The 14,014-nt window shown below is 40.0% G+C and carries 15 protein-coding genes; 5 read left to right on the top strand and 10 right to left on the bottom strand.

Features of this window, described 5'->3' with window-relative positions; genetic code table 11:
• Positions 1-3 precede the first annotated feature (3 nt).
• Positions 4-774, bottom strand: a complete 771-nt coding sequence (locus CEQ21_RS16480; protein WP_185765465.1) for an alpha/beta hydrolase — start codon at positions 772-774, stop codon at positions 4-6.
• A 169-nt stretch (positions 775-943) separates the two neighbouring features.
• Here CEQ21_RS16480 and CEQ21_RS16475 point away from each other — a divergent pair, with 169 nt between their 5' ends.
• Complete coding sequence (locus CEQ21_RS16475) at positions 944-1,480, top strand: hypothetical protein (RefSeq protein ID WP_185765464.1); 537 nt, start codon at positions 944-946, stop codon at positions 1,478-1,480.
• Between the two features lie 63 nt (positions 1,481-1,543).
• Here CEQ21_RS16475 and cdaS read toward each other — a convergent pair whose 3' ends face one another.
• Positions 1,544-2,167, bottom strand: a complete 624-nt coding sequence (gene cdaS / locus CEQ21_RS16470) for a sporulation-specific diadenylate cyclase CdaS (protein WP_235907274.1) — start codon at positions 2,165-2,167, stop codon at positions 1,544-1,546.
• A 202-nt stretch (positions 2,168-2,369) separates the two neighbouring features.
• On the opposite strand from cdaS, the gene CEQ21_RS16465 reads away from it, so the two are divergent.
• A complete protein-coding gene (locus CEQ21_RS16465) occupies positions 2,370-2,939 on the top strand; it encodes a hypothetical protein (RefSeq protein ID WP_185765463.1) in 570 nt (189 codons plus the stop codon).
• A 9-nt stretch (positions 2,940-2,948) separates the two neighbouring features.
• Here CEQ21_RS16465 and CEQ21_RS16460 read toward each other — a convergent pair whose 3' ends face one another.
• The 4 genes from CEQ21_RS16460 to CEQ21_RS16445 all read right to left on the bottom strand — a co-directional run bounded on the left by CEQ21_RS16460 (position 2,949) and on the right by CEQ21_RS16445 (position 6,842).
• The gene (locus tag CEQ21_RS16460; RefSeq protein WP_185765462.1) at positions 2,949-4,037 is read right to left on the bottom strand and encodes a nitric oxide synthase oxygenase; all 1,089 of its coding nucleotides are present in this window, start codon (positions 4,035-4,037) and stop codon (positions 2,949-2,951) included.
• Between the two features lie 45 nt (positions 4,038-4,082).
• Complete coding sequence (locus CEQ21_RS16455) at positions 4,083-5,477, bottom strand: aldehyde dehydrogenase (RefSeq protein ID WP_185765461.1); 1,395 nt, start codon at positions 5,475-5,477, stop codon at positions 4,083-4,085.
• Positions 5,478-5,538: 61 nt separating this feature from the next.
• Positions 5,539-6,303, bottom strand: coding sequence for a type I 3-dehydroquinate dehydratase (gene aroD, locus CEQ21_RS16450; protein ID WP_185765460.1), 765 nt, complete (start codon positions 6,301-6,303; stop codon positions 5,539-5,541).
• 38 nt (positions 6,304-6,341) lie between these two features.
• A complete protein-coding gene (locus CEQ21_RS16445; protein ID WP_396898672.1) occupies positions 6,342-6,842 on the bottom strand; it encodes a shikimate kinase in 501 nt (166 codons plus the stop codon).
• Positions 6,843-7,280: 438 nt separating this feature from the next.
• Here CEQ21_RS16445 and katA point away from each other — a divergent pair, with 438 nt between their 5' ends.
• Both katA and CEQ21_RS16435 read left to right on the top strand, forming a co-directional pair.
• Positions 7,281-8,735 carry a catalase KatA gene (gene katA, locus CEQ21_RS16440; RefSeq protein ID WP_185765459.1) on the top strand — a complete coding sequence of 485 codons (1,455 nt, stop codon included), beginning with the start codon at positions 7,281-7,283 and terminating at the stop codon, positions 8,733-8,735.
• 232 nt (positions 8,736-8,967) lie between these two features.
• Entirely contained in the window at positions 8,968-9,822 is an 855-nt protein-coding gene (locus CEQ21_RS16435; RefSeq protein WP_185765458.1) for an aldo/keto reductase, read from the top strand.
• Between the two features lie 53 nt (positions 9,823-9,875).
• Here CEQ21_RS16435 and CEQ21_RS27275 read toward each other — a convergent pair whose 3' ends face one another.
• The 4 genes from CEQ21_RS27275 to CEQ21_RS16420 all read right to left on the bottom strand — a co-directional run bounded on the left by CEQ21_RS27275 (position 9,876) and on the right by CEQ21_RS16420 (position 13,166).
• Complete coding sequence (locus CEQ21_RS27275; RefSeq protein WP_268878993.1) at positions 9,876-10,001, bottom strand: hypothetical protein; 126 nt, start codon at positions 9,999-10,001, stop codon at positions 9,876-9,878.
• Between the two features lie 87 nt (positions 10,002-10,088).
• Complete coding sequence (locus CEQ21_RS16430) at positions 10,089-12,530, bottom strand: heavy metal translocating P-type ATPase (RefSeq protein ID WP_185765457.1); 2,442 nt, start codon at positions 12,528-12,530, stop codon at positions 10,089-10,091.
• 108 nt (positions 12,531-12,638) lie between these two features.
• A complete protein-coding gene (gene copZ / locus CEQ21_RS16425; RefSeq protein WP_185765456.1) occupies positions 12,639-12,845 on the bottom strand; it encodes a copper chaperone CopZ in 207 nt (68 codons plus the stop codon).
• A gap of 12 nt (positions 12,846-12,857) precedes the next feature.
• The gene (locus CEQ21_RS16420; protein ID WP_185767305.1) at positions 12,858-13,166 is read right to left on the bottom strand and encodes a metal-sensitive transcriptional regulator; all 309 of its coding nucleotides are present in this window, start codon (positions 13,164-13,166) and stop codon (positions 12,858-12,860) included.
• Between the two features lie 159 nt (positions 13,167-13,325).
• Between CEQ21_RS16420 and CEQ21_RS16415 the strand changes: the two genes are divergently transcribed.
• Positions 13,326-13,979 (top strand): GntR family transcriptional regulator, encoded by a 654-nt coding sequence (locus tag CEQ21_RS16415; protein ID WP_185765455.1) that lies wholly within the window; start codon positions 13,326-13,328, stop codon positions 13,977-13,979.
• Positions 13,980-14,014 lie beyond the last annotated feature (35 nt).

Raw genomic sequence — 14,014 nt, 5'->3', positions numbered from 1 at the left:
TTACTATTGCCTTCTTATTGGCAGCCATTCGAGGACATCTTGAATTTTTCTGTCCCAGTACCCCCATTCATGTACACCTTGGCTAAACTCATAAGTATAATCAATCACAGTCTGTTCACAGGCCTGTTTAAATCGCTTATTATCCTCAAACAGGAAATCCTCTGTTCCACAGCATTGGTAAAGAGAAGGTTTTACCTGACGATTTTTCACTTTCTCTATGAGAGAAAACAAGTCATGCTCTGTTCCTAAAATACTGTCATCGCCAAATATGAGTCTGAAAAGATCTCCTTCTGCTCTATCCTTAAGGGTTTCCACATCCATTGCACCAGATAGACTTGCTGCCGCCATAAAATCATCGGGCTTGTTCAAAGCCCATTTAAATGCTCCATATCCGCCCATTGAAAGCCCAGCAACGAAGTTATCCTCCCTTTTTGACGATAATGGAAAAAAGGCTCTTGCGACATTTGGCAGTTCCTCTGTCAAAAAAGTCCAATATTTATTGCCATATGCCATGTTGGTATAGAAGCTTCTGTCAACCTGGGGCATAACAACCGCTAGGCCTAACGGAGCAGCATATCTTTCAATAGATGTTCTTCTTGTCCAGACTGTATGATCATCACTAAGTCCATGCAGCAGATAAAGTGTTTGATGCTTTTCTCCACTAGCATTGTTCCTCATCCCAATTTGCGAGTTTGTTTGCTGTGGCAGAATTACTGTCATTGAAGTGCTCAATTGTAAGCTTTCAGAAAAAAAGTCACATTTAATTAATGCCATTTCGACTTGCTCCTCCTTCATATTTAAAACGCTTTCATACGATTAAATTATATCCGGTTTATTTCTGAATGAATATCAATCTGCTTGGAAGAAACACTTTACAGACATATTTCTCCTGCTTTTGCAGAAACTATAAGGAATCTTCATGTTTATGAAGGAGAGTGAAATAGTGGATATTAATTGGTATATACTATTTGCAGCTATTTTATTAGGATTGGCAGGAAACATTGCCGTACTGCGAAGAAGGTTCCGTTTTTACCAAACAACCTTGCTGATTCATTTTGCCCTTTCCATCCTGCTCTGTCTGTTCTTTTATTATAATGGGTTTTATCGTTATGCACTTCCAGTTGTGTTTATTCTGCCGGCAGTGGTTATTAATTTTGGCCTTTTTATTGCTTTTTTAATTCGTTTTGAACCAAATAAGGATACTTTTCGTTTCTATTTTGTGTTTATTTCATGGACCTTTAGTTTGGAAATCATATTAGAGCATCTTGGATTTATTCGCTTTCGAAACGGCTGGGATTATTGGGATTCTTACAGTCTTTATTGGATATATGCACGAATATTCACCTACATTGGCAAGCGTACTGTTCCGCTTGAAGGACGAACCCCTATTATGTTACCGAAAAGGAGCAAGCTCATTCTATTTACCATTACACTAGTTTTGTTCTTTATCGTTCTGCTTTTTCTAATGAAAACGGCTTAGCTAACAAAACAAAAAAGCTTGAATTCTGTCATTCAAGCTTTCCATATACAATGTATTTATATGTTACATAAGGGCACTTGTTTGAACTGGAAAAAGCTGTCCATCAATGGAAAAGGATATTCTCCCTGTTTCTTCTGAAACAACGATGACTAAAGCATCTGACTGCTCCGTTATGCCGATAGCAGCTCTGTGTCTTGTGCCAAGCTTTTCCTTGCCATTATAAAACTTAGAGGTTGGAAAAATATTAGCAGCGGAAACAACCATATCTTTATCAATAAGAACTCCCCCATCATGGAGCGGATTTCCTGGATAAAAGATTGCTTCAAGCAGGTTAGATGATAATTGGGCATGAAGCGGGACACCTGAGTGAACTAACGTCTCAAGGCTATCCTGTCTTTTAATGGCAATCAGAGCACCGTGTCGCTTTTCCGAAAATTGTTGGGCAGAAACCGTGAGCATTTCCATATAGTCTGTAAATGGCTCCAGATAGGATTGTAAGTAATAAGATGCTGCAAAGCTATGAATGCCTTTAAACTGCTTATTCATTTTCTCAAAATCATTTAAAACACAGCAATCCTTTTCCCCGATAGACTCATACAAGCCATGGAGATTTGCTAAAAGTGATTGCAAATCTGCTCTCAGCTGGTTTTTGATAAAGATTGGCATATTCCCTTCTTCAACAGACAAGCTAACACTCCTTTTCTTAGCTCTCCTTTTTCTTTACTATTTCCAAGCAAAACCTTTTCTATACAGAGATTACCTGCTTGGTTATGGCAATGGCAAACAATGCAATTAGAAGGATATTTTCCTTTTTATGAAGGAATTTCCAACCTGTTAGCGAATGCTAAACTTATACACAAATGATACCACTTTAGAGGGGTTGAGAATATTGCAATGGAAGAAAATGATATTTTGGCTTGTTGGGATAATTGTTGGGGTTGGAGGGCTTACTGCCTCTGTTGTTTTCGCTACCCTAATATTCTTGGAAAAGGATAAAACTTTGAAAACAGACAATGACAAGCCGGCAGTTAGTACTGCAGCTACAAATTCTGATTCTGATTCTGATTCTGAGGAAATGAGTACAGAAGCTGTGAATGAACCGATTGACAAAAGCATTGTCACTTTAGCAGATGGTTCAAGCGGGCATGATTTCATTTCAAAGTGGCATGACTTCTATAATGATACATTAGGATGGGGCAGACTTGAAACAACTGATTATGCAGAACAGCAGAAAGCTGCTGAAAGCATTTTGTCCCAAGCAGAGAATATTGTAATTGATGACACCAGCATTGCTGCTGACTTGGAACATATAAAAGAAGCTGCCAAGCTTGTGGCAGCAGCTGATAATCGGGATGCTATGCGCAGCCTGCACAGGTATTTCCACGATTTAGACATTTACTTTAATGGCTATGATTATAACCAGACATTTGGTGTGACTGAATTTAAAGGTGAAGACTAACAATATACATTAATTACTTTTACGGTTGAAATAATTCGGCTTCTTTATATCATTATTATATCGCTGATGAAAGATATGGGTTGCTGCAGGAGACAACGGCGGAATCAGCCATGCCCAATTCCCAGTTACTTCCCTGCCTGCTTCCTGCTCCTTTCCTTCGAAAATTTTGAACTGCTGTGCTGCCGTATGGTGATCAACAATTGTTACACCAGCATTTCGGAAGGATTCCAATACAGCGATATTAAGCTCAACAAGCGCTTTGTCCTTCCATAATGAGGAAGTCTTACTTGTTTGCAAACCCATTGCTTCGCCAATTGCAGGAAGCATGTTATAACGATTCTCGTCCGCAAGATTTCTTGCCCCGATTTCAGTTCCCATATACCAGCCGTTAAACGGAGCGGCTGTATAGGAGATCCCGCCAATTTCTAGCCTCATACTAGAGATGATTGGAACAGCATACCATTTCAAGTTTAAATCCTTAAACCAGTCATATTCAGGATGACGGATCGGCACCTCTAAAATCAATTCCGCCGGTATATCAAACAGCACTGGATCATTTTCATTGATTTGCACAACGAGTGGCAGGACATCAAAGTTCGTACCTTTCCCCTCCCAGCCTAATGTCTGACAATATTCAGTAAATGACAGGGAATCAGGATCGCCAAGGATACCGAAATCTGTATTATAGCCCGCATAGCGAAGCAATTGATGGTTCTTAATTTGCACAGATTTTTCGTCACTCTCTTGCGGAAAAACGGTAATTGTCGGTCTTATCTTACCGCCATTTGTCGCATATGCGATATGCTCTAATAAGGCCTTTCCTATTTCTTCTTCTGTTGTAACAGTCCTTTTGTCCACGACATGGAGATTTTTCCAAAACAATCTGCCGATACAGCGATTGCTGTTTCTCCATGCTAGCATTGCTCCATAAGCCAGCTCCTCATATGTATGCTCATACGTCCCAGACCTTGCAATTTGTTCCTTAATTTCTGTCAATCTTGATTCTATTTGGTCTGCTTTATCCCATTCTGTATAACATATCTGAATGAATGTGGAGGCTTCTTCAAATAATTTGCCTTCCAAAATGAAATCCCCCATTACTAGTCATTTTTCTTTATCTTAACATAGTATGGAGATAAGTATTCATTTCAGGAATCTGCGAACAAGTGCAAGCTTCTTATCTGTATAGGGAGGAAAAAGCTCGGTAATTTTTAACCCTTTCCCCCTTTTCAATACACTCCGTTTATGAGAAAAAGCAGTAAAGCTGTAAATTCCATGATAAGAGCCCATCCCAGAAGTGCCGATGCCGCCAAAAGGAAGCTCTGGATTGGCCAAATGGGTTAGGGTATCATTAATACTAACACCGCCTGATGAAATATGATTAAGCCAGTATTCCTCCGTTTCCTTAGAACCCGTAAAAATATACATTGCTAAAGGCTTAGTCATTTTAGACACCCTTCTAACTACATCCTGTTTGTCGGTATAGCTAATAATTGGAAGGATTGGACCAAAAAGCTCATCCTCCATGGAAGGTGATTCCCAATCTGCCTGTATTAAAGCAGGCTCTAAAAAGCGCTGTTTTGCATCACTTTTCCCGCCATACAGAATGTTTCCTTCCTCTGCTTCAATAATCTGTACAAGTCTTGCAAAATGCCTATCATTAACGATTCTTCCATAATACTCGCTTTTTTCGACTGTTTCTCCATAAAAACGGCCTATTGTTGCTTTCATTTCTTCCATCAGCTTCTCTTTTATGCTTTCATGTACGACAACATAATCTGGTGCCACACATGTTTGGCCAGCATTGATTGTTTTGCCCCAGATAATTCTGCTTGCTGCTGTTTGAATATCTGCTGACTCATCAACAAATGCCGGACTTTTCCCTCCTAATTCTAGGGTAACAGGGATTAGATTTTCTGCGGCTGCCTTCATGACAAGCTTTCCTACAGCAGGACTTCCTGTAAAGAAGATTTTGTCGAACATTCCTTGAAGCAGTGCCTTATTCGTTTCGACTCCTCCCTCTACCGCGCACACAAACGCTGGATCAAATGTAGCTGAAATCATCGAAGCTACTGCTTTTGATGTTGCCGGCACAAGCTCAGAAGGCTTTAAAACAGCACAATTCCCTGCGGCAATCGCACCAATTAACGGTTCAATCAGCAGCTGGAGCGGATAGTTAAAAGGTCCAATTATTAAAACTGTTCCGTATGGCTCATGGCGGATAAAGCTTTTAGCAGGGTATAAAGCCAAAGGGGACCCTACCTTTTTTACCTTCATCCATTTAGAGAGGTTTTTAAGCGTATATGTAATGCTTTGCAGGATAAAGCCAATTTCTGTTGCGTATGACTCAAAAGGATGCTTCCCTAAATCAGTTTGCAATGCATCCATGAGATTTTCCTCATTCTCTTGAATTGATTTACGTAATTTTTTCAACTGCTCCACTCGAAATTGATAGTCTAAAGTTTGATTTGTTTCAAAGAACAGCCTGCAATCTGTCAGCATCTGCTCCACTTCGTTCAGCTGCATGTCTTTTTCCATCTATCTTTGCTCCTTTTTTTGAATAGTAAAAAGGAGAATCCTGCTTGGATCTCCTTTTTTTTCATAAGCTTTCATGCAATATTGCTAACACTGTTTTTAATTGTTGAATGGGAATTTGTCCAGGTGCAGAGGCTTTTTTTGCCGCACCAAATGTCAGTGCAGAGCCAAAGGCTTCGCCGGCAATGCGGCTGATTGAACCTTGTCCTCCCATCGACATAGCTATAATAGGTCTGTCTGCATATTGCTCTTTCATCGTTTGAACTGCATCCAGCAATGTAATCACATCAGCCATGCTTTGTGGCATGAGCGCGATTTTCGGAAGGTCCCCGCCAAGTTCCTGCGCTTTGCGAAGCCGGGAAATAATTTCTTCCTTTGCCGGTGTTTTGTCAAAATCATGATTAGACACAATAACAGCAACCTTATGGGCATGTGCAAACTCAATAAGCTCTTTAACATCTGCTTCTCTGTTAAAAAGCTCTACATCAATAATATCAGCGTCGCCAGATAATGCTGCTGCTTTATTAAGGGCGATATACGCATCGCTTTCAAGCTCTTTCTCTCCGCCTTCCTTCTTGCTTCTAAATGTGAAGACAAGCGGAATATTGCCTATCCAGCTTCTGATATTTGCTAATGTTTGAAGCACTTCACTTCTATCATCTGCTTTTTCAAAAAAATCGACACGCCATTCGATTACATCGACGCTTTCCGTAGTCAAAACATGCGCTTCTTCCTTCAACTGGCTTGCTGTCTCTCCAATTAAAGAAGCACATATTTTCGGAATTCCCTCTCCTATTGCGATATCTCTTATTATTAATGGCTGAACCATTTAAGCACCCCTATTTTTTCAGTTGTAACTTCTATTACTTATCTTGGCTCGTATAAATCCCATGCATATTTTAAGGAATCTACAATATAATCCGCAACCTCTTCCATATCTTTGCTGTCTGTATCAACCTTTGAATGATGGTCTGCATAAATTTCTTTTCTTTTATGATACAGCTCTTCCATATCCTCAAGCGATTTCCCCTTCAAAACAGGTCTGCTATCAATAATTAAGCTGATTCTATCCTTCCATGATTCCCAAGAAAGATCTAAATGAATGACAATACAGTTTTCAAGGCAAGCATTCTTTATTTCCTCCTGTAAAAAGGAGCCGCCGCCAAGTGACAGTACAAGAAGCTTTCTTGCACTCAACTCTGTTACTACTTCCTTTTCCTTCTCACGAAAGGCCTTTTCTCCGACCTGCTCAAAAATCTTTGAAACAGGCATGCCATATTCTTCTTCAATTACATGATCTACATCTAGAAAATCGCGATACAGCCTTTTAGCAACAAGCTTTCCAATACTCGTTTTTCCAACGCCCATAAAGCCGATAAACACGATGCTCTTTTCCCTTAATGGTACTCGTTTGTTTTCCAAGGTGAAGCCCCCTATATTAATCGTGACAGTATAAAATGTTTCGTCCAATTCTACTACTCATTATAAAATAATTATATGGCTAATCCTAGTTAATCTTGCGAATATTCTACCACTATCACGCATAGGATGGTTGTTGGAAGAGTATGAAATAAACAGCCTATTTCTCATTCAATATGTAATTTTCTCCTTTACTATAAAGAAGTTATTTCATGTCACTTTAATGTAAGCCTTTCCTCTACTCTTTTATAAAGGGTTTAGTCTTTTATCCTATTAACCATTTAAAAAACTTATTTATAATAATTATAAAATAGTATTGATTTTTTAATTATAGATGATATTATAAAGTACATAAGATAAAGAACAAATAAATTACGAGGTGATTGTATGTCAAACAACAAATTAACAACTAGTTGGGGCTCCCCAGTAGGAGACAACCAAAACTCTATGACTGCTGGAGATCGTGGTCCTACTCTTATTCAAGATGTACATTTACTTGAAAAATTAGCTCATTTTAACAGAGAACGTGTCCCTGAGCGCGTTGTTCATGCAAAAGGTGCTGGAGCACACGGCTACTTCGAAGTAACAAATGACTTGTCTAAATACACAAAAGCAAACTTCCTTGATGAAGTAGGCAAACGAACTCCAATGTTCATCCGTTTCTCAACTGTTGCAGGTGAACTAGGTTCTTCTGATACAGTTCGTGACCCGCGCGGTTTCGCTGTTAAGTTCTATACAGAGGAAGGAAACTACGATATCGTTGGTAATAATACTCCTGTATTCTTTATTCGCGATGCAATTAAGTTCCCTGACTTTATCCATACCCAAAAAAGGGATCCAAAAACACATTTGAAAAATCCAACAGCGGTTTGGGATTTCTGGTCTCATTCTCCTGAATCCCTGCACCAAGTATCTATTTTAATGTCTGACCGAGGTATTCCTGCAACACTTCGTCATATGCATGGCTTCGGAAGCCATACATTTAAATGGGTAAACAAAGAAGGAGAAGCAGTTTGGGTGAAATATCACTTTAAGACAGAGCAAGGCGTGAAAAACCTCGCTGTTGATACTGCAGCAAAATTAGCTGGTGAAAATCCAGATTATCATACAGAAGACTTATTCAATGCAATTGAAGCTGGTGACTTCCCTGCATGGACATTGTATGTTCAGATTATGCCTGTCGAAGATGCTAACACATACCGCTTCGATCCATTTGATGTAACAAAAGTATGGTCTCAAAAAGACTATCCATTAATCGAGGTTGGCCGTATGGTGCTTAACCGCAACCCTGAGAACTACTTTGCTGAAGTGGAGCAAGCAACATTCTCACCTGGAACATTCGTACCTGGTGTGGAAGCATCTCCAGACAAAATGCTTCAAGGCCGACTGTTTGCATATGCTGATGCACATCGCTACCGTGTTGGTGTCAATCACAATGCACTGCCAATCAACCGTCCGCAAAGCCCTGTGAATAACTATCAGCGTGATGGACAAATGCGCTTTGACGGCAATGGCGGAGGCTCTGTTTATTACGAGCCAAACAGCTTCAGTGGTCCAAAAGAATCTCCAGAAGACAAAACATCTGCATTCGCAGTTTCAGGTGTAGCTGACAGTGTTGCATACGATCACAATGATCACTACACACAAGCTGGTGACCTGTATCGTTTATTGTCTGAAGAAGAGCGTGCTAGATTAGTAGAAAACATCGTTGGTGCAATGAAGCCAGTTGCATTAGAAGAAATCAAGCTTCGCCAAATCGGCCATTTCTACAAAGCAGATCCAGAATACGGAACTCGCATTGCAGAAGGACTTGGTTTAGCTGTTCCGGAAGAAGTTAAATAATAAAGTACCATTAACTAAGCCCTTAACATTTATTGTTAAGGGCTTTTAGCTGTCTAAGCATTCGTTAGTGTAATGGTCTCCTTTCTATGCCAAATACATTATTTCAGGGTCAACTTAATACATATTCATTGAAAAAAAATGGTACAAGCTTTACTCTTTAAGTATGTCTACATATGAAAGGGCTTTAATCCTTTTCTGAAAGAAATATAAAACCTTAGAGGAGCTGAGAAGATTGTCATTAACATTAGGTAGTACAAAGAAACTTCGTAATGGTGTTGAAATTCCTTATTTAGGCTTAGGAGTCTTTCTTGTTAAGGATCCAGCTGAGTGTGAAAATGCGGTTAAGGCTGCCATCAAAAACGGTTATCGTTCCATTGACACAGCAACGCGCTATGAAAACGAAAGCTTTGTCGGCAATGCTCTGAAGGCCGTTGATGTACCCCGTGAGGAGCTGTTCATCACAACAAAAGTTTGGGTGAGCGACTTTGGCTATGAAGAGACAAAACAGGCACTACATCGTTCCTTGAAGGAAATGCAGCTTGATTATCTTGATTTATACCTTATCCACTGGGCTGCACCAAACTATGCAGAAACATGGCGGGCAATGGAGGACTTATATGAAGAAGGTCTTGTGAAGGCAATCGGTGTATGCAACTTCCAAATCCACCATTTAGAAAAGCTGAAGGAAACGGCAAGAATCACACCAATGCTGAATCAGATTGAAACACATCCTTTATTCCACCAAAAAGAATTGCGTGAATATATGGAGCAGCATGGAATTGCTCATGAAGCTTGGGCACCAATGGCTCAAGGGCGAGACCGTCTTTTTGAAAATCCAACATTACAGACTATCGGTGAAAAATACGGTAAAACAACTGCTCAAGTCATGCTGAGATGGCATCTTCAAAGAGATACAATTATTATTCCAAAGTCTGTTCACGAACATCGTATCATAGAAAATGCAAATCTGTTCGACTTTGCTTTAACAGATGAAGATATGCAAGCAATTGATCAGCTTGATACAGGCTCTCGTATTTTCGGTGACCCAGATGATATCGAAAGATTAACTGCATTACAACAGCAATAATTAAAAAAGAATGCAATGGCTCACTAAAGCCTTTGCATTCTTTTTTTGCTATTCTATTGTTTTTTGTTAGCTGACGTCCACTGGTTATCTGTTGCTGTTTTTTCTTGTTTTTTGCCTGTAACCTCTGCATTAGCAGAAGCCCATTGGTTGTTTGTTTCTGTCTTTTTGTCCTTTGCCATGTTTTTTCCTCCCATACTAATAATTTGTCGTGCAGTGTTAGTATGAGATAAAGCAGGCTATATTATGAACAAATACAAGCAAATTCACTACAGTTTCATCTTCTGTAAACGCAATGCATTAAGAACAACGGATACAGAGCTGAAGGCCATTGCAGCACCTGCAAGCCAAGGTGCCAGCAGTCCAGCTGCTGCAATCGGGATGCCAAGAACATTGTAGGCAAATGCCCAAAATAAATTTTGCTTTATATTGCGGATAGTTTTCCTGCTCATAAGAATGCTGTCTGCAATGCTATTTAAATCGCCTCTGATTAATGTAACATCAGCCGCTTCCATGGCAACATCTGTGCCTGTACCGATTGCCATTCCAATGTCAGCTAGTGCAAGTGCAGGAGCATCATTAATGCCATCCCCCACCATTGCGACTTTTTTGCCTTGCTGCTGAAGCTTTTTGACTTCCTCTGCTTTTTCGTCTGGAAGAACTTCAGCAATTACTCGGTCTATACCTGCTTGGTCTGCAATAGCCTTGGCTGTTGCCAAATTGTCTCCTGTAATCATTACTGTTTCAAGGCCAAGCTCATGCAGCCGTTTCATTGCTTGCTTAGATGTATCTTTAATTGTATCTGCGACAGCAATAATCCCTGCATATTTGTTAGCAACGCTGACAAGCATCGCCGTTTTTCCCTGTTTCTCGAGCTCCTCCATATCCTGCAGATGATAGCCTGTGTCAATTTGATGAAGCTCCATCAACCTTCTTGTTCCAACAAGCACTGTTTGGTCTTTGACAAGTGCTTTAATTCCATAGCCGGGAATTGCTTCAAATTGCTCTGCAGATTCAAGTTGTATATTTTCAGCAGTTGCGCCTTCCACTATTGCTGCTGCAAGTGGATGTTCGGACTGCTTCTCAGCAGAAGCAACGTAAGTTAGGAATGAATTTCGGTCGATTACAGGTAATACATCTGTCAATACAGGCTTCCCATTCGTGATTGTTCCTGTTTTGTCTAAAAGGATTGTATCAATCCGATGGGTGTTTTCCAGATGCTCTCCACCTTTAAATAAAATACCGAACTCTGCTGCTCTTCCAGATCCAGCCATGATAGAGGTAGGTGTTGCAAGCCCTAATGCACACGGACACGCAATGACCAGTACCGCTATCAGCTTTTCAAGGCTTGCAGCAAAATCTCCAGGATTGATGAAAACATACCAGACAACAAATGTTAAGACAGCAATCCCAACAACTATCGGCACAAAAACCCCTGAAATTCGGTCTGCAAGTCGCTGTATTGGTGCCTTTGAGCCTTGAGCTGCTTCGACAGCCTTAATAATTTGCGCCAATGCTGTATCCTTGCCGACTTTTGCTGCTCGTACTTTAATGAACCCTTGCTTATTTATCGTAGCGCCAAACACTGCATCTCCAAGGGTTTTGTCTATCGGAATGCTCTCCCCTGTCAGCATGGATTCATCTACTGCTGTTTGACCAGATATTATTTCCCCGTCTACTGGAATCCGTTCACCTGGCTTAACATGAAGGATATCGCCGATTACCACTTCTTCAAGGGGAATTTCTGCTTCGATATTTTCTCTTTCAACGATAGCTGTTTTTGGCTGAAGTCCCATCAGCTTTTTAATTGCCTCTGACGATTTCCCTTTTGCTCTTGCTTCGAATAGTTTTCCCAAAAGAATTAGCGTTATTAATACAGAGCTTGTTTCAAAATATAGGCCATCGATATGAGCATGCCCGCCTAAACTATTTAAAGTTAGATACAAGCTGTAAAAATACGCTGCGGATGTTCCTAATGCTACAAGGACATCCATATTCGCACTGAAATTCTTTAATGCTTTATAAGCTCCTGCATAAAATTGAAAACCAATAATAAATTGCACAGGCGTCGCGAGCAATAATTGTACCCATGGATTCATAAATGCCTCTGGTACATACATAAACGAAGTAAATTGAAAATGTCCAGCCATTGCCCATAGTAATGGTAATGACAGCAGTAGAGAAATCATGAATTTAAGCTGCTGCTTTTTCTTTTCTTGTTCTCGGTAATCAAGCACTTCCTTTTCATTTTCGTCTGTTTGCAGATTTGCACTGTATCCAAGCTTCTTGATTTTCGCAATCATGTCGGCCGTGCCAGTTACGGCAGGATTGTAGGAAATAGTCCCCTTTTCTAAGGCAAGGTTTACCGTTGCTTCTTGAACTCCTTCCAGCTTATTCAGGCCTTTTTCAATTCTTGCAGCACAAGCTGCACATGTCATACCGCTAATAGCAAGCACAGCTTTTTCTTCCACAACGCCATAGCCGAGGTTTTCCACCTTCTGTTGAATATCGTTTGCAGTAATTTTTTCTGCATCAAATGTGACAATTGCTTTTTCTAGCGCTAAATTCACATTTGCCTCTTCAACACCAGCAAGCCTTGCCAAGCCCTTCTCAATTCGATTAGCACAAGCTGCACATGTCATCCCAGTGATTTGATATTGCTGTTCTTTTAATGTTTTCGATTTTTCTGCTGTTGATGCTTCATTGCTCATCTTACTCACTCCTTATACCTATATGGGGTATATTTGAAAGGAAAATAAAATGTGCTTCTTTAAAAAGCACATCGAATATATGAAAGAAATCGATTAGTTAATAATTCCTTATTGTACGTCATAGCCTTGATCATCGATTGTTTCCTTAATCGTTGCCAAGCTAACTTCTTTGTCGTTAAATTCAACATCCACTTGTCCTTGCTCCAAATTCACTTTGACAGCAGAAACGCCTTTTAATTTTCCAACGCTTCCTTCAACAGCTTTAACACAATGGCCGCATGACATTCCAGCAACTTTTAATGTAGTTTTTTCCATGATTGCTTCCTCCTATTTTTTCATTAGCTTTTGAATGGTGACTAATACCTCGTCAACAGCTTCTGTATCTCCTTCTTGAATACGATCAACGATACAGGTTTTAAGATGTCCCTCAAGCAGTATCTTTGCGACACTGTTTAATGCTGATTGAGTGGCAGCAATTTGTGTGATGACATCATCACAGTACGTGTCCTTATCGATTAGCCCTTTTATTCCGCGGATCTGCCCTTCAATCCTGTTTAACCTTGTCGTCAAATTCTTTTTGACTGTATCTGAATGGTGACTTTTACGTACATGTGTATGGCAAGCTTCCCCTTGCATTGACTTATTAGTCTCTGACTCCAATAAAAAGCCCTCCTTATCCCCTTTATATTTATATAATACCCCCATGAGGTATATTTGTAAACTGATTTGCACTGATTTCCACTAAGTACCCAGTCCTATTATGTTCTAACTTAAAGAATATGATATATTATTGCTATGAAAAACATTTCTCAAATCAGTCGAATTTCATTAAGAGATCAAGTATATCAACAACTAAAGCAAGCCGTTATCCACCTTGAACTTGCTCCTGGTGAAAAGATCAGTGACAAGCTCCTTGCTGACCAATTCGGGGTAAGCAGGACGCCAGTAAGAGAAGCTTTAAAAAGATTGGAGGATGAGGGATTAATTATATCTTCTCCTGGTTCAGAAACGAAGGTGAGCCTGATTGACATTGAGCAGGCGAAGCATGCTTTTACCGTTGTGGCTTCATTAAATGCACTGGCAGCAAGGCTGGCCATGCCCTTTTTAACAGAAGTGCACTGTTACGAGCTTGTCAAAATTAATCAAGAATTTGGAAAAGCAATATTAGAAGAGAATAAGTATGAAGCAATTAAAAAAGACGATCAATTTCACGCCGTGCTACTGCATGCCTCCAATAATCCGGAAATTGAGATGTCCCTTGAGCGTCTCCTGCCGAAAATACGGAGACTGGAGCTGCTTAAATTCAATAAGCTTGATGGACTTTCCTCGATCAACCAGCATAACGAAATCATCGCTAGCATTCGTAATGGAAATCAGCAGGAGCTTACAAAGCTTGTTGAGGATAATTGGTTAAGCTTGGCTTCTTATTTAACAAATGAGGAAACATAAAAAGACCAGAGCTGAGCAGATTACATCACTCTGGT

Source organism: Niallia circulans, assembly GCF_007273535.1.
GTDB lineage: Bacteria > Bacillota > Bacilli > Bacillales > Cytobacillaceae > Niallia > Niallia circulans_B.
Note: the sequence above shows the minus strand (reverse complement) of the source record. Positions and strands in the feature narration are given on the sequence as shown.